Genomic DNA, 21,046 nt, shown 5'->3' on the forward strand with positions numbered 1-21,046 from the left:
CGCGCAGCTTCCGGTAGCCTTTCCGCCCGTCGGGTAACGGGTGGTGTGGGGGCAATGGCGGAGCCGGTCAGGCCGCCGGGAGGGCGTCGCGGGATCGCGGGCGTGATGGCCGATGTCTGGCCGCCGCGCGGCGCGCTGGCCGGCGGCTGGCCCGCGATCGGGGCCGGTGCGTCGTCGGTGTTCGCCGCCCGCCTGAAGAGCTGGGCGGCCGAGGAGGCCGGGGCGGGCCGGCTGCTACCCTGGGTGCCGGTGGCGTTCGGGGCCGGCATCGCGCTGTACTTCACCGCCGATCACGAGCCCGTGCTCTGGATTGCCGCCACCACCGCGGCGCTGCTCGGCATCGTCGCCATCATGATGCGGCGGCATCGGCTGTTTCCGGTTGCCGTGATGATCGCGGCGGCGGCGTGCGGCTTCGCCGCGGCGACCGTCAAGACCGCGCGCGTCGCGCATCCGGTGCTGGCGCGGCCGTTGTATTCGGTGGCGCTGTCCGGCTTCGTCGAGGCGCGCGACATCCGCGAGCGCAGCGACCGCATCGTGCTGCGGGTGACGTCGATGGAGAGCCCGCGCAACGCCGTCACCATCGCGCGTGTCAGGCTCGCGGTGCGCAAGGGCGCGGCGCCCGAGGTCGGCAGCTTCGTGCAGCTCAAGGCGCGGCTGCTGCCGCCGATGGCCCCGGTGCGGCCGGGATCCTACGACTTCGCGCGCGACATGTTCTTCCAGGGCATCGGCGCCTCCGGCTTCGTGATGGGCGCGATCACGACGGCGACGCCGCCGCAGGCCGCCGGCTTCGGCCTGGGCTATGCGGCGGCCATGCAGGGTCTGCGCGATGCGATCGACGCACGCATCCGCGGCCGCCTGTCGGGCGACGAGCGCGCCATCGCCACCGCGCTGCTGACCGGCCGGCGCGACGCCATCACGCCCGATGTCAACGACGCGATGTTCGTCTCCGGTCTCGGCCATGTGCTGTCGATCTCCGGCTATCACATGGCGGTCGTCGCCGGCGTCGTGTTCTTCGCCGTGCGCGCGCTGCTGGCGCTGATCCCCGGCCTCACCATCAGCCATCCGATCAAGAAATGGGCGGCGGCCGCGGCGCTGGTCGCGGCGGCGTTCTATCTGTTGCTCTCAGGCGCGGAGGTCGCGACCCAAAGGTCGTTCTTCATGACGGCCGTCGTGCTGATCGCGGTCATGGTCGACCGCCGCGCCGTCACCTTCCGCACGCTCGCGGTCGCGGCGATGATCGTGCTGGTGGCGGCCCCGGAAGCGCTCGTGCATCCGAGCTTCCAGATGTCGTTCGCGGCAACGCTCGGCCTGGTCGCGCTGGTGCAGTTCGGCCTGCCCAGACTGTTCGCGACGCCGGACAGCTCGGCCACCCAGCGCATCGCGCTGTGGGGCGGCCGCGAGCTTGCGATGCTGTTGCTGGCCTCGCTGATCGCGGGGCTCGCCACCACGCCCTATGCCGCCTTCCATTTCCATCGCGCCACGCCCTATGGCGTGCTCGCCAATCTCGCAGCGATGCCGGTCGTCTCGGCGCTGGTGATGCCGGCCGGCCTGATGGGCCTCGTGGCGGCGCCGTTCGGGCTCGACGGTCCCTGGTGGACGCTGATGGGCCTCGGCATCGACTGGATGATCGCGGTGACGCGCTGGGTGGCGGCGCTGCCCGGCGCGGTCGGGCGCATCCCGGCCTTCGGCATCGGTCCACTGATCCTGGCCAGCCTCGGTGTCATCCTGATCGGCCTGCTGCGCACACCGCTGCGCTGGTCGGGCGCCGTGGGGCTCGTGGTGGCCACCGTGTGGGCCGCCGCGACGCCGCTGCCCGACGTGCTGATCGCCGGCGATGGGCGCGCGGTGGCGGTGCGCGGCCGTGACGGGCGTCTGCATGCGATGCGCATCGGCAAGGACGTGTTCGCCACCAAGGAGTGGCTCGCGGCCGACGCCGATGCCCGGCTGCCGGCGGATTCATCGCTCACCGATGGCGTCTCCTGCGACGAGGCGGGCTGCGTGGTCGCAATGGCCGACGGCCGATTCGCCGCCCTGACCCTGCGCGCCGAGGCGCTCGCCGATGATTGCGCCCGCGTCGCGCTCATCGTCACCGCGCGCGCCGCGCCGTCATCCTGCGCGGCGGCCGTCATCGATCGCGAGCGGCTGCGACAGCAGGGCGCCTTGATGCTGGTGCAGCGGGGCAGGAGCTTCGCCGTCACGCCGGCGCGTGCCGGCGGCACCGACCGCCCATGGTGGCCGGCGCCCGCCGAGGCCGGCGAGTTCGACACGACGCTGACGCCGCGCGCGCCGGCCGTGCGGCCTCAGGACGCGACGCCGCCGGAGACGGAGCAGGGCGAGGAAGACTGAGTGCCGGGCAGCTCGAACGTGCCGAGATGATACTCGGTGTCGCCAGGTCCATGTTGCCAAGTCCATCGAACAGCGAGGGGCTTTCGGCCAGCGTGAACGCAGCGCGCGGATAGCGTTGCCAGATGGCGATGTCGTCAGCCGTGACTGTCAGCCATCCGAACACAAGCATATTGCAGCCGGGCTCGGTGATCCCGGCGGCCTTGTTCCAATCGATCTTGTTGACCACGGCGGCAGGCTCCCCCGGCACATCATGCCGGCCGAGGGATGTCGTTCCTATCCGATGCGATGCCGGGGCGTGAGGTTCGCCCGAGAGGACTTTGCGCTTGCAGAACCCAAATCTCCCACGGTCGAAAGCTCGTTCACGACCGAGAGAAATGCCGATGCGGAGACCCCTCAGGTGATGCTGATGCGGCGAATCGGTGTGGCCTGCGAAGGCGGCACGTCCTCGGCGATGTCCGGGCGTCGCTGCGCTGGCTGCTTGCTGACCGGCAATTGCAGCACGGTGACGCGCTGGCCCTCGCAGAGCTGGGTCACCAGCACGTGGCGGCCATCGGCGAATTCGATCGCGTCGTGATGGCGATCGGGAATGTGAGTCTCGATGCTGTTGAACTTTGCGACGCGCTCGCGGATCGTCCGGGTCCAGAGCCAGCGGCTGTCGTAGCGGACGTCCTCGGCGAAGGCCAACTCGGTGCCGGGCAGCATGCAGACTGCGACGGTCGGCTCGCTCTCCAGCGCGAAGCCGCGGGTGGCGGTGCCACGGAAGGTCATCGAGATCAACGTCTCGCCGACCTTGGCGGGACGGGACGCAACCGCATGGAGGCTGTAGTCACACATCGGATCGCTCCTCGTTGAGAGATAGCCGACCCACGCTCCCCCCGGACAGGCGCAGGCCTCTATCAGAGTGGACATCGATGGTGATGTTAGCGCGCGCTTCGCGGCAATTCTGCGCTGATCTGCATCGCGTGTGCCCGCGGCCGATCACAAGCGTTTGAGCATGCCGCGCTGCACATCATGAGGTGCATTCGCGCGTGACGTATTTTGCTGGGCAGCCTCCGATCGGCGGCGAAAGCGCGTGCGCCCGCCGCCCATCGACCGATCCCATTCGCGATCAGTACTTGCGGTACAGCCCGACCAGCTTGCCTTGGATCTTCACCCGGTTCGGCGGCAGGATGCGTACCTCGTAGGCGGTGTTGGCCGGCTCCAGCGCGATCGATGCGCCGCGGCGGCGGAAGCGCTTCAGCGTCGCTTCCTCATCGTCGATCAGCGCCACCACGATGTCGCCGGTGTCGGCGGTCTCGTTGCGCTGTATCAGCGCCATGTCGCCGTCGAGGATGCCGGCATCGACCATGGAGTCGCCGCGTACCTCGAGCGCGTAGTGATCGCCGTTACCGAGCATGTCGGCAGGCACGCTGATGGTGTGGCTGCGGGTCTGCAGCGCCTCGATCGGGGTACCGGCGGCGATGCGGCCCATCACCGGCACTGCGACGGGGCGCTCGCCATCGTCCAGCGCGGGAGTGCTGGTGCGCACCTTGCCGAGATTGCCCTCGATCACCGATGGGGTGAAGCCGCGGCGGTTGTTGGCGGCCTGTGACAGCTCGGGCAGCTTGATCACCTCGATCGCGCGGGCGCGGTTGGGCAGCCGGCGGATGAAGCCGCGCTCCTCGAGCGCCGTGATCAGGCGATGAATGCCGGACTTCGAGCGCAGATCGAGCGCATCCTTCATCTCGTCGAAGGACGGCGGCACGCCGGCTTCCTTGAGCCGCTCGTTGATGAACCGCAGAAGTTCGTACTGTTTGCGCGTCAGCATCTCGACCTGGTCCCCGGTTTGTTGTCGTCCGAGTCCAGGAGCTGCGCCTCGCGCACAAACCGGCTGAGAGCGCCCTGGAGTCGGACCGTCATCGCGTCGCCCGCAACATACTAAAAACAAATCATGAACGGACACTATATGTTCGATGTGTGTTCCGCAATCCTAAAAATATGATGAACAGACCGGGCTTTACCGGGGAAGCGGCTCAGTTCGGCAGGCGCAGGATCTCGCACGGGCTGCCGGCAGGCGCCTTCGGAGCAAACGCCGGCCGGATCACCACCGCCTGCGAGAGCGCGAGATTCCCAAGCAGCGACGAATCCTGCTGGCTCACCGGGGTCGCAACCAGCGTGCCGTCGGCGCGCTCTTCGAGCCGCGCCCGCAGATAGTCCTCGCGCGAATCGTTCGGCCCGAGCTCGCGGCCGAGCAGGGCGGTCTCGCGCGGCATCACGGCCTCGTCGCGGCCGAGCAGCCGCCGAATCAGCGGCACCAGGAACAGGAGGGCGCAGACATAGGACGACACGGGATTGCCGGGCAGTCCGATCACCCTGACGTCGCCGAGCCGTCCGTGCATCATCGGCTTGCCCGGCCGCATCGCGATCTTCCAGAACGCCATCTCGACGCCCTCGGCTTCGAGCGCCTGCTTGACCAGGTCGTGATCGCCGACCGAGGCGCCGCCGGTCGTGATCAAGATGTCGGCCTTGGCCTCTCGGGCCCGGCGGATGCCGGCGATCGTCGCCTCCATCGTATCCGCGGCGATGCCGAGATCGATCGGGGTCCCGCCCTCGTTGCGCACCAGCGCCCGCAAGGCGTAGCCGTTGGAATAGACGATCTGGCCCGGGCCGGGCGTCGAGCCCGGCATCACCAGCTCGTCGCCGGTGGCGAGCAGCGCCACCTTCGGCCGGCGCCGCACCGGCAGCGCCGGATGATTCATGCTGGCCGCCAGCGACAGGTCGCGGTCGCTGAGCCGGCGCCCGGACTTCAGCAGCACCATGCCCTGGTGAAAGTCGACGCCCGCCGGCCGGATATGCCGGCCCTTGATCGCGGCCTCGGTGATCACGACGTGGCCATCTTCGGCGATCGTGTCCTCCTGGATCACCACCGCGTCCGCACCCTCCGGAACAACGCCACCGGTGAAGATCCGCGCCGCCTCGCCGGGTCCAACCACGCGATCGAACGGCCGCCCTGCCGCAACCTCGCCGATGACCTTCAGCCGCGCCTTGGCCTGGGCGGCGTCCGCCGCGCGCACGGCATAGCCGTCCATCGCCGACATTGCCTCGGGCGGCTGCGTCCGCAGCGCCGCGAGGTCCCGCGCCAGGATGCGGTGAAACGCTTCGTCCAGCCCGACCTGCTCCTCGGCCAGCGGCTCGGCGCCGGCGAGCACGGCGGACAACGCATCAGACACCGGCATCAGGGCCATGGGATTTCCTTCGGACGGAGACGGCAGATCGAATGAATCGCCTTCTAACCGAACGCGCACGGCGCGGCCAAGGGCCTAGGCCGCTCCCTGCGTTCTGACCGTCTGCTGTGGGCCGTTTCCGGGCCGCTGCCTCACGATCGCGCGAGAAAGTCTGCAATCAACCGCATGACCTCCTGCGGACGTTCCAGGCTCGGCAGGTGCGCCGTTCCGGCCAGCTCATGTCCTGACCCGTTCGGCATTGTTGCGGCGAGCAGCCTGCTTCGCTGCTGGATGTGAGGAAAGTCCAAGTCCCCCTAGATGACGAGCGATGGCGCGACGATCTCCGCGAGGCGCGGGAAGGCTGGTGCCATATCGAGAGTCGCGCCGGTTGGCGGCGCGCGGAGTGCGGCGGCGTTCTTCTTCAGGAACGTCTCGCGCGGCTCGCCGGAGATGCGTCCCTCGCGCTGCAAAGGACCGTCGACCCACAGATGCGCCTTGATAGCGCTGACCCGATCACAATCCTGTGCGGCCTCCTTGCGAGCAGGCAATCAGCGTCGCCGGCCGCCCCGGCGCGAGCGCGTCGACGACGGCGAGCAGGTCCTCGACCGGAGAATGAGCTTCCTCATAGGCGACCGTCTCACCAAATCCGCGCCGGTCATAGGCGATCGTCATATGCGTTGCCGCGACGCCCTCGATCTGCGCGCGCCACATGGACGAGCATTGGACCGTGGACCAGCCGATCTACGATCCCAGCACGATCGACTGCCCGGTTCTCGTGCTCGCGGCGGAATGGGACGTGGATGTCCGCTTCGGGATGGCGCACGACCTGTTCGTTCGCCTCGGGAGCGCGCCGTACAAGCGCCTGGTCGAGATCGGGCAGGGCACGCACATGATCCTGATGGAGCGGAATCGACGGCAGGCGTTCGACGCGGTGATCGGATTTCTGGACGAGCGCGTCGTGCCGGCGCGTTGATCGTCGCGCGGACGACCTGCACCGCGTCAGAGCGGATGCCGAATCCAGACATTCGGCTCGACATAGGCGGCATGGTCGTGCTCGACCGACGCGAGCACGGGGACGAGAGCAGCGGGCACCTCGATCTCACCCGAGCGATCGAAGGTCACGCCGGTCCATTGCGACCACTCGGCGAGCGTGCCGACGATGGTCATCGAGCACGGCGCGATCTTGACGATCTCGGCGCCGATGCCGGTGTGCTTAGGCGCCGGCTCGTCTGCGACCAGCGGATGTGGCGGGAGACGGGCCGGATGGTGCCGTTGCCGGCCGTCGCATTTAGGATTCGCTTTTTCGGAAAAAGCTGCTATGCTGATTTGGTCCCGTGCTCGACAGGAGGGGCGCTTCGCGATCGTCACGGACGTGGAGCGCGGGATGCGGTGGCCGCGACGTGTCGCAGCGTGCTCTGATGGCGCGCGGACGAACGGCATGGCGCGGACGTGAAGTCGCGTGGTCCTGGCATCCCGACGCTGATGCCAAGCCGGCGGGTACTGATGATCCCGTCGGCGACGGTGGCCAACAAGCCGAGCACCGGGGAGATCGCGTATAAGCGTGAAGACCATCGCGCAGGGAATGCCGGATGTCGGCTGGACCTGTGGTGACTGCCGCCTGCTTTTTTTCTGCAGGCGGGCCATGGGTTGCGGCCTGCAGCCCGGCATTCCCTGCGCCCTCCGATTGGAGGAGGGTGAAATGAGAGCAGCAAAGCTCGGGCACATCGTGCCGCGAGAACAATTTTGCACGAGTGGGCACCGTCATTGCGAGCGCAGCCCTTCAGAACGTCACGCCGCTGGCCATGACGCACCCTTGCGCGACGCGATCAGATCCCGAGCGCCTCCAGCGCCGCGGCGATGTCGGCCGTCGAGCGCACCAGCACCGCCTGCAGCCCGCTCGTCCGCGCGCCGTCGATGTTTTCAGCGAGATCGTCGAAGAAAACGATCCGCTCGGCCGGCACGCCGATCGCCCGCACCACGTGATCATACGCCTCGGCATCCGGCTTTCGCAGGCCGATCGACGACGACAGGAAGATCTCGCGAAAGTGACCGAGCAAGTCGGCATAGCGCGGCGAGAAGTGATCGATGTGCGGCTGGTTGGTGTTGGAGAAGGCATAGAGCGGCAGTCTCGAAGCCGCGCGTGCGAGCAGCGGGGCGATGCCCGGCATCGGGCCGACGAAGATCGCGTTCCAGCCCTCGAGAAACTGCGCGTCGGTGATGTCGATGCCGAGCTGCCGGCGCAGGTTGGCGAAGAACGCGGCATCGGAGACGGTGCCGCGCTCGTGCCCGTGATAGATCTCGTCGCGCACGAAGCGCGCGGCGATGCGCTCCGGCGGACAGCCGGCATGCGCTGCCCAGCGCGAGACCACCTGGACGAAATCGATGTCGATGACGACGCGGCCGAGGTCGAACAGCAGCGCGTCGGCGACGCCGGGGCGGAGAGCGGAGGCGGGCATGGGGCGGGTCGACGATGCCTTGCGTGGGACGGAAGCGGCGCCTCCTCAATAACGGTAGGGCTCGATGTCGACCAGCGGAAACGCGCTGACCACGCTGGGCAGGTTGGTGGCGGCCGCCGGATGCAGATAGGACGCGTTCAGCTCCGCGAACGAGGTGACGCCGAGCAGGCCGAGCGTGCGGATCACCTCGTCCTCCAGCAGCTCGAGCATGCGCAGGATGCCGTCCTCGCCTGCGGCCGCCAGCGCCCAGCATTGCAGCCGGCCAATGCCGACGAGATCGGCGCCGGCCGCAATCGCCTTGACGATGTCGGTGCCGCGGCAGAAGCCGCCGTCGACCATGATCCTGGCCCGGCCCTTCACCGCCGCGACGATCTCCGGCAGCACGTGCATCGCGCCGCGGCCATGATCGAGCTGGCGGCCGCCATGGTTCGAGACGTAGATCCAGTCGACGCCGTGATCGACGGCGATCTGTGCGTCCTCGGCGGTCGCGATGCCCTTGATGATCAGCGGCAGCTTGAACTTGTCCTTGATCAGCTTGACGGTATGCCAGCTCAGCGCCTTCTGATGATCGCCGCCGGTCGCGCGCAGCCGGCTTTCGCGCACGTAGCGCTTGGCGATGTCGCGCTCGCGCCGGCTGTAATGGGCGGTGTCGACGGTGAGGCAGAACGCCGTGTATGTGTTGGCGATGGCGCGGCTCACATAGTCCTCGACGAAGGCGTCGTCACCGCGGACATAGAGCTGGAAGATGCGCAGCGCGTCGGGAGCGGCCTGGGCGGTCTTCTCCAGCCCGGGCTCGGACACCGAGCTCAGCATGTGCGCGACCCCGAACCGGCCCGCTCCACGGGCCACGCTGGCGGCGCCTGCCGGATCGAAGATTTCGAGCGCACCGACCGGGGCCATGACCACCGGCAGGCGGAGCCTGCGGCCGAAAGTTTCGACCGAGGCATCGACCCTGGAGACGTCGCGCAGCACGCGCGGACGGAATGCGATCTCGTCGAGCGCCATCCGGTTCCGGCGCAGCGTCGTCTCGGTCTCGGCCCCGCCGATGATGTAGTCCCAGGCATTCTGGTTGAGCTGGGCTCGCGCCTTGCGGATGAACTCGTGAAGGTTCTGGAACTTCTCGTCGCTCGAACCGAGCTCGACGTTCCTCCACCCGGCCTCGATCGGGGTCCGTTGGTTCATGGTTGCCTCCCAGCGACTGTCCTGTTTGCGGTTTTGCCGCGGAGCATTGCCCATCGAGCGGTCCGGGTGCAAGGCATTCCGAACTGGAGTTCGCCGCCGCGCGCGGGGGCGCCGCCGCAGGCGCAGGCCATCAATCGCGTCGCTGCACACGGCTCGTCGAATTGTGATGACAGGTGCCGTGAAAGACCGGATATGTGCAGCCGGGCCCTGGAGGACGACAGGCGCAGCCTTGATCTTGATTTCAGCCTGCGAACGTCCATTTCGGATACGGCGCCGGCGGTCGGGCTCCGGTACGGCGGCGCAATATCGGCCTTGAAGAAACCGGAAATGTGGTGTGAGTTCGCAACACAAATCGCGCCGGCGATGCGTGCGGACCCTTTAGATCGGCCGGCCATCCAACAAACGCTCGGGAAGCAAACAATGCGGAAAAACTGGCTGTTCTTGGCGGGCACGATGACCGGCGTCGGTCTGACCCTGATGGTGACGGGTCCCGACGGCGCGCAACTCGTGGCCAAGGCCAAGGCCGCGGCCGGCATGGCCGACACCTATTCGCAGCTCAATCTGTTCGGTGCGGTGTTCGAGCGTGTCCGCGCCGACTATGTCGAGAAGCCCAGCGATCCCGCGCTGATCGAAGGCGCCATCAACGGCATGGTGTCGTCGCTCGATCCGCACTCGCGCTACATGAACGACAAGTCCTGGCGCGACATGCAGGAGACGACGTCCGGTGAGTTCGGCGGACTCGGCCTCGAGGTCACCATGGAGGAGGGCCTGGTCAAGGTCGTCGCGCCGATCGATGACACGCCCGCGTCCAAGGCCGGCATTCTCTCCGGCGATCTCATCGCCAAGATCGACGGCGAAGCCGTGCAGGGACTGACGCTCGAGCAGGCCGTCGCCAAGATGAAGGGCGGCGTCAACACCAAGACCAAGCTCACCATCATGCGCAAGGGCAAGGAATCACCGCTCGACGTCACGCTGACGCGCGAGATCATCAAGGTGCGCCCGGTGCGCTATCACACCGAAGGCGGCGACATCGGCTATATCCGCATCACATCGTTCAACGAGCAGACCACCGAGAGTCTGCGCAAGGCGGTCGCCAGCATCTCCAAGGAGATCCCGCAGGAGAAGCTCGCCGGCTACGTGGTCGACCTGCGCAACAATCCGGGCGGGCTGCTCGATCAGGCCGTGTCGGTCTCCAGCACATTCCTGCCGCGGGGCGAGGTGGTCTCCACCCGCGGCCGCAATCCGGAGGAGACGCAGCGCTTCACTGCGCGCGGCGGCGACCTCACCAAGGGCAAGCCGCTGGTGGTGCTGATCAATGGCGGCTCGGCCTCGGCGTCGGAGATCGTGGCCGGCGCGCTGCACGATCACAAGCGTGCGACCCTGGTCGGCACGCGCTCGTTCGGCAAGGGCTCGGTGCAGACCATCATTCCGCTCGGCGCCGGCAACGGCGCGCTGGCGCTGACCACGGCGCGCTACTACACGCCGTCGGGCCGCTCGATCCAGGCGCAGGGCATCGCACCGGACATCGAGGTGAAGCAGGACGTGCCGGACGAACTGAAGGATCGCGGCGATCTCAAGGGTGAGGCCGGCATGCGCGGCCATCTCTCGGCGCCCGACGGCACCGAGCAGACCGGCTCGCAGTCCTACGTTCCGCCGGACGAGAAGGACGACAAGGCGCTGCACGCCGCATTCAACGTGCTGCGGGGCGTCACGGTGAACGCCGACGTCCGCGCCAAGGCGGCCGTGCCGAACTGATCTGCGAAGCGGGCGGGTGTGCGGCTTGCGACGCGCGATGCTCACACCCGACGGGGCGGCCCTGAGGCCGTCCCGCCGTGGTTTTCGACCAGCGTGTACAGGCGAACACGGAGTATGTCCGTCTGTGTCCCGTAGATCATGGCGGAGCCGTGGACTTCAAGGCACGACCGGTCGGCAGGGTTTGAATCTGGCTTGCGGAAAAGCCTCAAATTGCAACGGTATTTATCGGTTCGGAACCGGATCAGGCGGCGTCCGAGCGCGAACGGCGGCCGGATGAGGGATTGGCGCGCTGCGCGGCGAACAATTGCCGCACGTCGGCTGCGGGCTTCGGAGGGCTGAACAGATAGCCCTGCATCTCCGAGCAGCCGAGCCGCTTCAGCAGCTGCCGCTGCGCCTCGGTCTCGACGCCCTCGGCGGTCGTCGACATCTTGCGGATGGCGGCGATGTTGACCACGGCCTGGACGATCGCCGCGGAACCCTCGCTCTCCGTGATGTCCTTGACGAAACAGCGGTCGATCTTGATCTTGTCGAACGGAATGCGCTGGAGATAGCTGAGGCTCGAATAGCCGGTGCCGAAATCGTCGAGCGCGATGCGGACGCCGAGCGCGCGCAACTGGTGCAGGGTGTCGAGCGCGTCGTCGTCGCGGATCAGCACCGCTTCGGTGATCTCGAGCTCCAGCCGATGCGGCGGCAGGCCGGAGGTCGCAAGTGCATTGGCGACCTTGAGCGCCAGGGTGCCGCTCTTGAACTGCACCGGCGAGACGTTGACGGCGAGCCGGATGTCGTCCGGCCAGCTCACCGCCTCGGTGCAGGCGACCTGGAGGACGCGTTCGCCGAGCAGGTTGATGAGGCCGGTGTCCTCGGCGATCGGAATGAACTCGGCCGGCGAGACTGCGCCGCGGGTCGGATGCTTCCAGCGCACCAGCGCCTCGCAACCGACGATGCGGTCGTCCTGCAGGCTCAGACAAGGCTGGTAGTAGACCTCGAGTCGATCGTCGGCCATGGCCTGGCGCAGGTCGACCTCGAGCTGGTGGCGCGCCTTGATCTGGGCGTCCATCTCGGGCTCGAAGAAGCGCCAGGTGCGCCGTCCCGCGGCCTTGGCGGCGTACATCGCCAGATCGGCGTCCTTCATGATCTGGTCGAGATCGGTGCCGTGCTCGGGGATCATCGCTACGCCGATCGAGGCGTCGGCCGTGAGCTGATGGCCGAGGCAGTCACGCGGGGCGCGGATCGCGCCGAGAATATCCTCGATCAGCTGTTCGACATCCTCCCGGTTGCGGATCGCCGTCTGGACCACGGCGAACTCGTCGCCGCCAAGGCGGGCGACGAACCCTGCGGTGCCGACACAGGCGCTCAGGCTCGCCGCGACGGATTTCAACAGCTCGTCGCCGATGAGGTGGCCGAGCGAATCGTTGACGCCCTTGAACTCGTCGATGTCGATGTAGTGCAGCGCGAGGCGCCGGCCTTGGGGGACGCCGGTCAGCTCCTCCTTGAGGCGCTCGTGGAACAGGGTGCGGTTCGGCAGATCCGTCAGGGCGTCGTAGTGCGCCAGATGCGTGATCTGCTCCTCGGACCGTTTGCGCTCGGTAATGTCCTCGTGGGTGGCGAGCCAGCCGCCGCCCGCGATCGGCTCGTTGACGATCTGGATCCAGCGACCGTCCGTGGTCTCGATGATCTGCGAGGTCTTGCGGCCGATGTCGCGCAGCACCGCATCGGCATATTCGACGTCGTCGCCCGCCAGCGATCCGGTGGCCTTGCGGTGCGCGATCAGCTTGCGAAACGTGCAGCCTGGTTTCACGACGTCAGCAGACAGGCCGTACATGTCGACGTAGCGCTGGTTGCTGATGACCAGGCGCTCCGATGCATCGAACAGCAAGAGGCCCTGGGTCATGTTGTTGACGGCCTTGTCGAGCCGTTCCTTCTCCAGCGTCAAGCGGCGGCTGGAGGCGTCGTGGTCGCTGATCAGCCGGCGCACCACGACGTAAAGCATGCCGGAGATCAGCAGCACCGACGTCACGCCGACGGCGATCAGGAAGCGCATCTGCTCGCGCCAGTCGGCGAGCGCCGCCGAGACCGTCGTCGTCGCGGTCACGATCAAGGGATAGCTCGTCAGCCGGTGCGATGCGCCGATGCGGTGCTCGCCGTCGACGGGGCTGCTGAAAATGCCCGTGGTGTTGCCATCGCCGGCCAGGATCTGGCGGAAGATCGGCGCGTTCTTGTAGTTCTGGTTCTGCATGCCCTCATGGCGTGGATGGCGGGCCAGAAGGGTTCCGTCGCGATGCATCATCGAGATCGCCGCGTCGGGCCCGAGCGCGACCGAGGCGAAGAACCGCTCGACATTGATTGGTTCGAGACTGCGGCTGATGATGCCCAGGAACTCGCCGTTGGGACTGGTCAGTTTCAAGGCAATGACTGCGACATATGTGCCGGTGATCCGGCCCACCACCGGTTCGATCAGCAGTTGCGGCGCGGTCGGATCGGATTTCAGCCGCTTGAAAAAGGTGCGATCGGCAATGTTGACGGGCGGCACCGGCCAGGCCGCTCCGGAGTTGATCAGGTTGCCGTCGGAGTCGAAGATGTTCAAACCGCCGACATAGGTCACCGCGCTCAGCTTGTCCTTCAGCATGGCATTGACGGCGGCGCTTCCCATCTGCTCCTTGAAGCGGGCGCCGCTGTCGATGTGGTTCTGTCGGACGTAGTTGGCGAGATCGCGCTGGATCGCGCCGAGATCCTCCATCTGCTGATCGAAATGGCGCGCCAGCAGAAGGACGGTGTTCTCCAGCTCACGCGTCGCGCTGTTCAGCGCGCGTTCCCGGAAACTGTCGGCCATGATGGTCGTACCGATCGCGATGGCTGCAATCAGCACGAGGCCTCCGCCGACCAGCCAGCGGATCGGTCCACCGCGGTCGGTCGAAGCTCTGAGGGCATTCCCTGGACTAGCGTTGGTCGTCATCGGTCCTGAATACGCTTGCGATCGGCGCTTCGGGATGGAACCGCTACGATGTCCCTCCCACAACCATTGCTATCGGTCCGCAATGGAAGTGAGGTTAGGAAGTTGAGTTAGCGAACAATTAATTCGAAGTTGTATTTGGCTTGGTAATCTCTTCAGGCGCGATAGTGCCCGGACTTGCCGCCGATCTTTTCGGTCAAGCGGATACCTTCGATGCGTACGCCGCGCTCGGCCGCCTTGATCATGTCGTAAATGGTCAGGCAGGCGACGGACACGGCCGTCAGGGCTTCCATCTCCACGCCGGTCGGCCCGGTCACCTTGACGGTGGCGCTGACGAGGCAGCCGGGTAGCGCGGCATCGGGCGTGATGTCGACGGTGACCTTGGACAGCGCCAGCGGGTGGCACAGAGGAATCAGCTCGGAGGTCCGCTTGGCGGCCATGATGCCTGCGATGCGGGCAGTGCCGAGCACGTCACCTTTTTTGGCGTTGCCGGACAGGATGAGCTCAAGCGTCGCCGGGCTCATGACGACGCGGCCCTCGGCGGTCGCGGTTCGCTCGGTCGCGGCCTTGTCCGACACGTCGACCATGCGGGCTTCGCCGCGGGCGTCGATGTGGGTGAGGGCGGGAGCGTCGGGCGACTTGTCGGCCATGGTCACTCAGCCGCGCTGGCGGAGGCGGCATTGCGCGCAAGCAGCGCGCGCGTCGCCGCCGTGACGTCCGCCTGCCGCATCAGGCTCTCGCCGACCAGGAAGGTCTGGATGCCGACGCGCGCCAGGCGCGCGAGATCGGCCGACGTGAAGATGCCGCTTTCGCCGACCAGAAGACGCTCGACCGGGACCAGCGGCGCCAGCGCTTCGGAGGTCGCCAGCGTGGTCTCGAAGGTTCGCAGGTTGCGGTTGTTGATGCCGATCATCGGCGAGCGCAGCTTCAGCGCGCGATCGAGCTCGGCGCGATCATGGATTTCGATCAGCACATCCATGCCGTGGGCGAGCGCGGCAGCCTCGATGTCCGCAGCGGCGGCATCGTCCAGCGCGGCCATGATGATGAGGATGCAGTCGGCGCCGTGAGCACGCGCCTCGATCACCTGGTAGGTGTCGAACATGAAGTCCTTGCGCAGCACGGGCAGGGCGGTCGCGGCCCGCGCGGCGACCATGAAGTCGAGATGGCCCTGGAACGACGGCGTGTCTGTCAGCACCGACAGGCAGGCCGCGCCGCCGGCCTCGTAGGCCTTGGCAAGCACCGGCGGATCGAAATCGGCGCGGATCAGTCCCTTGGACGGCGAGGCCTTCTTCACCTCGGCGATCAGCGCGTAGTCGCCGTTCGCATGCTTGGCTCGGATCGAGGCAACGAAGCCGCGCGGCGGCGAAGCGTCACGCGCGCGGGCCTCGAGCTCCGGCAACGGGCATGCCCGCTTGGCGGCCGCGATCTCCTCGCGCTTATACGCTTCGATCTTGGTCAGGATGTCCGACATGGCACGCTCCGGTGGATCAGCTGTTGGAGACCTCGATCAGCTGCTTCAGCCGCGCCGCCGCGGCGCCGCTGTCGAGCGAATCCCGGCCGATTGCGACGCCTTCCTTCAGCGTCTTGGCGCGTCCGGAAACGACCAGGGCCGCCGCGGCGTTCAGCAGCGCCACGTCGCGATAGGGGCTCGGCAGACCGTCCAGCACGCTCTGCAGGGCCACCGCGTTGGCTTCGGCGTCGCCGCCCTTCAGACCGTCGCTGCCGCACAGGCCAAGCCCGGCCTCTTCGGGCGTGACCTCGAAGGTGCGGATATGACCGTTCTCCAGCGCGGCGACAAAGGTCGGGCCGGTCAAGGTGATCTCGTCGAGCCCGTCGGAGCCGTGCACGACCCAGGCGGCCTCCGAGCCGAGATTCTTCAGCACGTGGGCCAACGGCTCGACCCATTGCCGCGAGAACACGCCGACCATCTGGCGCCTGACGCCGGCCGGATTGGACAGGGGACCGAGCAGATTGAAGATCGTGCGGGTGGCGAGCTCGACCCGGGTCGGCCCGACGTTCTTCATCGCCGGATGATGCGCGGGCGCGAACATGAAGCCGATGCCGGCCTCGCGCACGCAGCGCCCGACCTGGTCAGGCTTCAGGTCGATCTTGACGCCGAGCGCGGCGAGCACGTCGGCGGCGCCGGAGCGGGACGACAGTGCGCGGTTGCCGTGTTTGGCGACCGGCACGCCGGCGCCGGCCACGATGAAGGAGGCGCAGGTCGAGACGTTGACCGAGCCGGAGCCGTCACCGCCGGTGCCGACGATGTCGACCGCGCTCGCCGGCGCATCGACGCGCAGCATCTTCGCCCGCATCACGCTGACGGCGCCGGTGATCTCCTCGACCGTCTCGCCGCGCACGCGCAGCGCCATCAGCAGCGCGCCCATCTGCGACGGCGTCGCCTCGCCCGACATCATGCTGTCGAAGGCGGACGCCGCCTCCTCGCGGGACAGCGGCGCGCCGGTCGCCACCTTGCCAATGATCGACTTGAGATCGTCCATCACGCGTGCCCCTAGCAAACCGTCACTGATTGTTGCCGCCGACCACCTGGGCCACCGCAGCCTCGTTGATCGTCGTCCCGATGTCCTTCTCGAGCTTCATGACATAGGCCGTGCCTTGCTCGTCGGCGAGCGCGCGCTGCAACTGGTCCTTCAGCTTCTTGGTATCTTCGGACGCGAGGTCGACCTTAGGCTCGATGATGTCGGTGACACGGAACACAATCCACCGCCGGCCGCCATCAGCCTCGGTCTGGCCGACGCCGTCCTTCGCCGTGCGGAATGCGGCGGTGATCGCGCCGGTGGGGACGCCGGGCACCGAGGCGTCGCGCTTGAACGCACTGGCCGTCTCGACCTTCACGCCGAGCGATGCCGCCTCGTCGGCGAGCTTGCCGCCCTCGCTGAGCTTCTTGACCAGCTCGGTGGCCTTTGCGCGCAGCTTGGTGGCGACCTCGTCATCGCGCCAGCGCGCGGCGACCTGATCCTTGACCTCGTCGAGGGGGCGATCGCGCGGCGGGGTGATGCCGAGAACCTCGAACCAGACATAGCCGCCGCGGAACGAGATCGGCTCGTTGTCGACACCGACATCGCTGGTGAAGGCCTGCGCAACGACATCGAGGCCAAGCGGGATGTTCGAAACGGGCTGGCCGTTGGGTTGCTTGCCGGACCTGTCGACGGCTTCGAGCGTGATGGCATTGAGACCGAGCTTCTTGGCTGCCTCGGCGACGCTGGCGCCACCGCCGCGCTCGTCTTCCATCTTGTCACGAAGATTGGCGACTTGCGACTTGGCGCGGTCGGCTGCGATCTCCTTCTTGATGTCGGCAGCGACGCTCTCATATTCGGGCTGCTGGCCCGGCTGAATCGCGCTGACCTTGACCAGCGCCACGTTGAATGCGCCCTTGACGGGCTGGCTGACCTCGCCGGTCGGCAGCGAGAAGGCGGTATCGGCAACGACAGGGTCGAGAATCGCCGATTTCGTCACCAGACCAAGATCGAGATCGGCTGGGTTGAGGTTGCGCTCCTTGGCGAGTTCGTCGAACGTGACTTCACCCGCGGCGATCCGGGCGCGCGCCGCTTGTGCCTCCTCCATGGTGGAGAAGGTCATCTGCTGGACTTGGCGCTTCTCCGGCGTGCCCATCAGCGCCTTGCGCTGGTCGAACAGCTTCCTGGCGTCCTCGTCAGATACGTCGGTCCACTTGCCGATCTCTTCGGGCGTCACCACGACGAAGGAGATCTTGCGATATTCCGGCGCCTTGAACTGGGCTTTGTGCTCTTCGAAATAGGACGCGAGAACCTCGGGCGAGGGCGCATCGATGGTGCCGGCCTGCGCCGCGTCGAGCTTGATGTAATCGATCGAGCGCTGCTCGTTCTGGAAGCGGCCGAGCGCCTCGAGCATCGTGTTGGACGGCTCCAGCCCGGCCGCGATCGTGCCGGTGATCTGCCGCCGCAGCGACTGTCGGCGCTGGTCAGCCAGGTAGCGCTGCTCGGTGAAGCCGAAATTGCGGATGATGGCCTGGAAGCGCTGCGGGTCGAACGCCCCGTTCGGGCCCTTGAAGTTGGGATCGCTGAGGATCACCCGCATGGTCTCCGCATCGGACTGGGCGAGACCGAGACGGCGAGCCTGCTCATCGAGGGCGGCTTCCGCAATCGTCTGCTGCAGCACGGAGCGGTCGAGCCCGAACATGCGGGCCTGCTCGGTGGTCAGCGGACGACCGAGCTGGCGGCCGATCTGCTGCAGCCGGTCGGTATAGATCTGCCGGAACTCGTTGACCGAGATCTCCGTGCGTCCCACGGTTGCAGCCGTCGACTGCCCGAAGCCGCGGAAGATGTCGGCGATGCCCCAGATGCCGAAACTGACGATCAAAACGCCCATGACCACCGCCATGATGGTCTTGCCGAGCCAGTTTGATGAGGCCTTGCGTAATCCTCGAAGCATGGGTCCAGTCTGTCTGCAGGAAAAAGGATGAAGAGGCCGCGCCTTAAAGCAGATTCCGCAAAAGGCCGTCACCGAGTTGAAACGGCTTATAAAGAGGCGGCCGCCCGGTCGCAACCTCGGCCCTGAGGCCGATTGAAGCGGTGGGAAGACGGCTCCCGCTCTGGTGCTCGTCGAAGGGCTCTGCTAGCCGATGTCCGTCACAACATTTGCTGGAATCCCGCCATGACCGACCGCATCCGGCCGCTGATCGCCGGCAATTGGAAAATGAACGGCCTGAAGGCCTCGACCGCCGAGTTCGACGCCATGCTGGCCGGAGCCGCCGAGGTCACCGGAAAGGCCGACCTGCTGGTCTGTCCTCCCGCCACCCTGGTGGCAGGCTTCGCCGAAAGGGCGCGCGGCTCCCACGCGATCGCGGTTGGCGCTCAGGATTGCCACCCCAAGGCGTCGGGAGCCCATACCGGGGACATTTCGGCGGAGATGCTGGCCGATGCTGGCGCCACCGCCATCATCGTCGGCCATTCCGAGCGGCGTGCCGATCATGGCGAAAGCGATGTTGTGGTGCACCAGAAGACCGAGGCGGTGTGGCGCGCCGGGCTGGTCGCGATCGTTTGCGTCGGCGAAACCCAGCAGCAGCGCGATGCAGGGCAGACGCTCGACATCCTGCGCGGCCAGCTCAACCTCAGCCTGCCGCAGGAATCACGGGCCGGCAACCTGGTCGTGGCCTATGAGCCGGTTTGGGCGATCGGCACCGGCCTGACCCCGACTGCCAAGGATGTCGAGCAGATTCATGCCTTTATCAGAGAGCTGCTGATCGATCGCTTCAAGCAGGAGGGAGCGCGGACGCGCATCCTCTATGGCGGCTCGGTGAAGCCCTCCAATGCGGCCGAGCTGATGGCGGTCGCGAATGTCAACGGCGCGTTGGTCGGCGGCGCCAGCCTGAAAGCCTCAGACTTTCTCGCCATTGCGAAGGGCTGTTGAGAAGCAACGTGAGCGAAAGCGCACGCCTCAGTCCGCCTGTTCGATTCGCTTCCAATAGATCTTCGTGCCGGTAAGGCCGCCATGCGGCTTCAAGGCATAGTCCGGAATGGTTCCGCTCAGCTGGAAGCCGACGCTTTCATAAAGCCGTGAGGCGCCCCCATCCTCGGCGGTATCGAGGACCAGCATCGTCCGACCGTGCGCGCGGGCGAGGTTTTCGGCCGCGCGCAGCAGCGCGGTCGCGATTCCGCGTTTGCGGTGGCTGATGCGCGTCATCATCTTTGCGATCTCGGCGCGGTGCGGCTGGTTCGGCGGCAGCTTCAGCTGCAACGTGACGGTCGCAATCACATCCTCGCCGTCGAAGGCGCCAAGAACGGCTCGTTCGCCGCGCGCCGCGGCCGAAAGCGATTCCCGCCAGAAGGCGTCGGCATCCTCCTCGCGAAGCGGGTGCATGAAACTGACCGAACCACCATCGGCGACCGTTTCGATCAGCATGGCGCGAAGCGCGCTTCGCACGACCGGTGTGTCCGATAGGGATGCAATTCGAATCGCGGACATTCTCAACTCCGGGCAAGCGCCACGACATAGACGCAGGGTGCGTCCGACTCGTTGGCAAAGGTGGTGTCGATCGGTGGGCCGAAGCCGAGGCAGTCGCCGGGGCCGAGGACGTGGCGTTCCGCGCCTTCCGTGATGGTCAATTGCCCGCTCTGCACCCAGAGAAGCTGGCGGATGTGGATGTAGGAGGAGGCCGGCAAGGTCACGCTGCGGTGCGCCGGCATCTCGACGGTCACCAACTCGATCGGATGATCCGGCCTGAGAAAGACCTGGCGCCGGACATAGCCCGTGTCCGGATCGCGCCAGACCGGCTGCTCGGCCGCCTTGGACAGGCGCTCCGACTGGGCCTCGGCTCGGAGCATCAAGCCGGCCAGCGTGAGATCGAACGCGCTTGCCAGCTTGACCAGGATGACCGCCGTCGGGCTGACCTCGGCGCGCTCGATCTTACTGATGGTGGCCTTTGACACTCCCGAGCGCTCGGCAAGGTCGGCCAGCGACCAGCCGCGGCTGTCCCGTTCCAGCAGCAGGCGGCGCGCCAGCCGCTGGCTGAAGTCGTCTATTATTTGATCCATATGTCTCTAATAGTAGAAAATGGATGGTCGGGCAAGCCTCGACGACGGGCGGCGCGGCAGCGCTTGTGAGAAGCGCGGCTGCGATTATCTGCGGGGTGGCGTTGCCCGACATGATCGTGTAACACCGCGCAAATTTCCGAATAGCCCGCGAAGCTCTCGCGATCCCGGCCTCCGGCCGGGGCCTGCGAGGGCTTGTGACGGAAGGTCACCATGCAGACTGTCTTGATCGTCATCCACCTCATGATTGTCGCCGTCCTGATCGGTACGGTGCTGTTGCAGAAATCCGAGGGCGGTGGCCTTGGCATGGGCGGCGGCGCCGGTTTCATGTCGAGCCGCGGCACGGCCAACCTGTTAACGCGCACGACCGCGATCCTGGCACTCCTCTTCTTCCTCACCAGCCTGGCGCTGACTTGGCTCGCGGGTCTGGATCGCAAGCCGACCTCGATTCTCGGCACCTTGCCTGGGCAGACCCAGTCAGGCGGTGCGACCCCGGTGGCGCCGACCGGGGGCGGCGTGCTCGACCAGCTCAAGAAGGCCGACGAGCAGCAGGCTCCCGCGGCTCCGGCTGCGCCGCAGGCACCGCAATCGCAATAACGCGGATAAGCCATGCAGGAACGCAAT

Annotated in this window: 20 protein-coding genes; 5 read left to right on the forward strand and 15 right to left on the reverse strand. The window is 66.9% G+C overall.

Annotation, left to right across the window (positions count from 1 at the left end):
• Positions 1-54 precede the first annotated feature (54 nt).
• Positions 55-2,346: a ComEC/Rec2 family competence protein gene (locus tag QX041_RS10780; RefSeq protein ID WP_316165256.1), complete on the forward strand. Its 2,292-nt coding sequence runs from the start codon at positions 55-57 to the stop codon at positions 2,344-2,346.
• A gap of 393 nt (positions 2,347-2,739) precedes the next feature.
• Here the strand turns inward: QX041_RS10780 and QX041_RS10785 are convergent, their stop codons facing one another.
• The 5 genes from QX041_RS10785 to QX041_RS10805 form a co-directional block, all read right to left on the reverse strand.
• Positions 2,740-3,180, reverse strand: a complete 441-nt coding sequence (locus QX041_RS10785; RefSeq protein ID WP_316165257.1) for a hypothetical protein — start codon at positions 3,178-3,180, stop codon at positions 2,740-2,742.
• 274 nt (positions 3,181-3,454) lie between these two features.
• Entirely contained in the window at positions 3,455-4,153 is a 699-nt protein-coding gene (gene lexA / locus QX041_RS10790; protein WP_172109545.1) for a transcriptional repressor LexA, read from the reverse strand.
• Between the two features lie 205 nt (positions 4,154-4,358).
• Entirely contained in the window at positions 4,359-5,570 is a 1,212-nt protein-coding gene (gene glp / locus QX041_RS10795; RefSeq protein ID WP_316165259.1) for a gephyrin-like molybdotransferase Glp, read from the reverse strand.
• Between the two features lie 293 nt (positions 5,571-5,863).
• On the reverse strand, positions 5,864-6,097 hold the full coding sequence (locus QX041_RS10800) for a hypothetical protein (RefSeq protein WP_316165260.1): 234 nt from the start codon (positions 6,095-6,097) through the stop codon (positions 5,864-5,866).
• Positions 6,063-6,260, reverse strand: a complete 198-nt coding sequence (locus tag QX041_RS10805) for an alpha/beta fold hydrolase (RefSeq protein ID WP_316165262.1) — start codon at positions 6,258-6,260, stop codon at positions 6,063-6,065. Before QX041_RS10805 ends, QX041_RS10800 begins: the two co-directional genes overlap by 35 nt.
• Before the next feature lie 16 nt (positions 6,261-6,276).
• Between QX041_RS10805 and QX041_RS10810 the strand changes: the two genes are divergently transcribed.
• Positions 6,277-6,522 carry a hypothetical protein gene (locus QX041_RS10810; protein WP_316165264.1) on the forward strand — a complete coding sequence of 82 codons (246 nt, stop codon included), beginning with the start codon at positions 6,277-6,279 and terminating at the stop codon, positions 6,520-6,522.
• Between the two features lie 26 nt (positions 6,523-6,548).
• Here the strand turns inward: QX041_RS10810 and QX041_RS10815 are convergent, their stop codons facing one another.
• The 3 genes from QX041_RS10815 to QX041_RS10825 form a co-directional block, all read right to left on the reverse strand.
• Positions 6,549-6,917: a hypothetical protein gene (locus QX041_RS10815; RefSeq protein ID WP_316165266.1), complete on the reverse strand. Its 369-nt coding sequence runs from the start codon at positions 6,915-6,917 to the stop codon at positions 6,549-6,551.
• 458 nt (positions 6,918-7,375) lie between these two features.
• On the reverse strand, positions 7,376-8,005 hold the full coding sequence (locus tag QX041_RS10820; protein WP_316165268.1) for an HAD family phosphatase: 630 nt from the start codon (positions 8,003-8,005) through the stop codon (positions 7,376-7,378).
• A 45-nt stretch (positions 8,006-8,050) separates the two neighbouring features.
• Positions 8,051-9,187 (reverse strand): alpha-hydroxy acid oxidase, encoded by a 1,137-nt coding sequence (locus QX041_RS10825; RefSeq protein WP_315711627.1) that lies wholly within the window; start codon positions 9,185-9,187, stop codon positions 8,051-8,053.
• Between the two features lie 420 nt (positions 9,188-9,607).
• Here QX041_RS10825 and QX041_RS10830 point away from each other — a divergent pair, with 420 nt between their 5' ends.
• Positions 9,608-10,942: a S41 family peptidase gene (locus tag QX041_RS10830; RefSeq protein ID WP_315711628.1), complete on the forward strand. Its 1,335-nt coding sequence runs from the start codon at positions 9,608-9,610 to the stop codon at positions 10,940-10,942.
• A gap of 241 nt (positions 10,943-11,183) precedes the next feature.
• On the opposite strand, the gene QX041_RS10835 is transcribed toward QX041_RS10830, so the two are convergent.
• From QX041_RS10835 to QX041_RS10855, 5 genes are all read right to left on the reverse strand, one after another.
• Positions 11,184-13,895 carry an EAL domain-containing protein gene (locus QX041_RS10835; protein WP_316165270.1) on the reverse strand — a complete coding sequence of 904 codons (2,712 nt, stop codon included), beginning with the start codon at positions 13,893-13,895 and terminating at the stop codon, positions 11,184-11,186.
• A 152-nt stretch (positions 13,896-14,047) separates the two neighbouring features.
• Positions 14,048-14,542, reverse strand: a complete 495-nt coding sequence (moaC, locus tag QX041_RS10840; protein ID WP_316165272.1) for a cyclic pyranopterin monophosphate synthase MoaC — start codon at positions 14,540-14,542, stop codon at positions 14,048-14,050.
• Between the two features lie 2 nt (positions 14,543-14,544).
• Positions 14,545-15,363: an indole-3-glycerol phosphate synthase TrpC gene (trpC, locus tag QX041_RS10845; RefSeq protein ID WP_315827486.1), complete on the reverse strand. Its 819-nt coding sequence runs from the start codon at positions 15,361-15,363 to the stop codon at positions 14,545-14,547.
• A gap of 16 nt (positions 15,364-15,379) precedes the next feature.
• The gene (gene trpD / locus QX041_RS10850) at positions 15,380-16,393 is read right to left on the reverse strand and encodes an anthranilate phosphoribosyltransferase (RefSeq protein WP_315711632.1); all 1,014 of its coding nucleotides are present in this window, start codon (positions 16,391-16,393) and stop codon (positions 15,380-15,382) included.
• Positions 16,394-16,415: 22 nt separating this feature from the next.
• Positions 16,416-18,323: a peptidylprolyl isomerase gene (locus QX041_RS10855; RefSeq protein ID WP_316165447.1), complete on the reverse strand. Its 1,908-nt coding sequence runs from the start codon at positions 18,321-18,323 to the stop codon at positions 16,416-16,418.
• A gap of 222 nt (positions 18,324-18,545) precedes the next feature.
• Here QX041_RS10855 and tpiA point away from each other — a divergent pair, with 222 nt between their 5' ends.
• Positions 18,546-19,301, forward strand: a complete 756-nt coding sequence (gene tpiA, locus QX041_RS10860; RefSeq protein WP_315750930.1) for a triose-phosphate isomerase — start codon at positions 18,546-18,548, stop codon at positions 19,299-19,301.
• Positions 19,302-19,328: 27 nt separating this feature from the next.
• Here tpiA and QX041_RS10865 read toward each other — a convergent pair whose 3' ends face one another.
• Positions 19,329-19,856 carry a GNAT family N-acetyltransferase gene (locus tag QX041_RS10865; protein ID WP_315711635.1) on the reverse strand — a complete coding sequence of 176 codons (528 nt, stop codon included), beginning with the start codon at positions 19,854-19,856 and terminating at the stop codon, positions 19,329-19,331.
• A 2-nt stretch (positions 19,857-19,858) separates the two neighbouring features.
• Positions 19,859-20,425 carry an XRE family transcriptional regulator gene (locus tag QX041_RS10870; protein WP_315711636.1) on the reverse strand — a complete coding sequence of 189 codons (567 nt, stop codon included), beginning with the start codon at positions 20,423-20,425 and terminating at the stop codon, positions 19,859-19,861.
• 210 nt (positions 20,426-20,635) lie between these two features.
• Here QX041_RS10870 and secG point away from each other — a divergent pair, with 210 nt between their 5' ends.
• Positions 20,636-21,019 (forward strand): preprotein translocase subunit SecG, encoded by a 384-nt coding sequence (gene secG, locus QX041_RS10875; protein ID WP_315711638.1) that lies wholly within the window; start codon positions 20,636-20,638, stop codon positions 21,017-21,019.
• Positions 21,020-21,046 lie beyond the last annotated feature (27 nt).

The sequence above is a fragment of the Bradyrhizobium sp. SZCCHNRI2009 genome (assembly GCF_032485115.1).
Classification (GTDB): Bacteria; Pseudomonadota; Alphaproteobacteria; order Rhizobiales; family Xanthobacteraceae; genus Bradyrhizobium.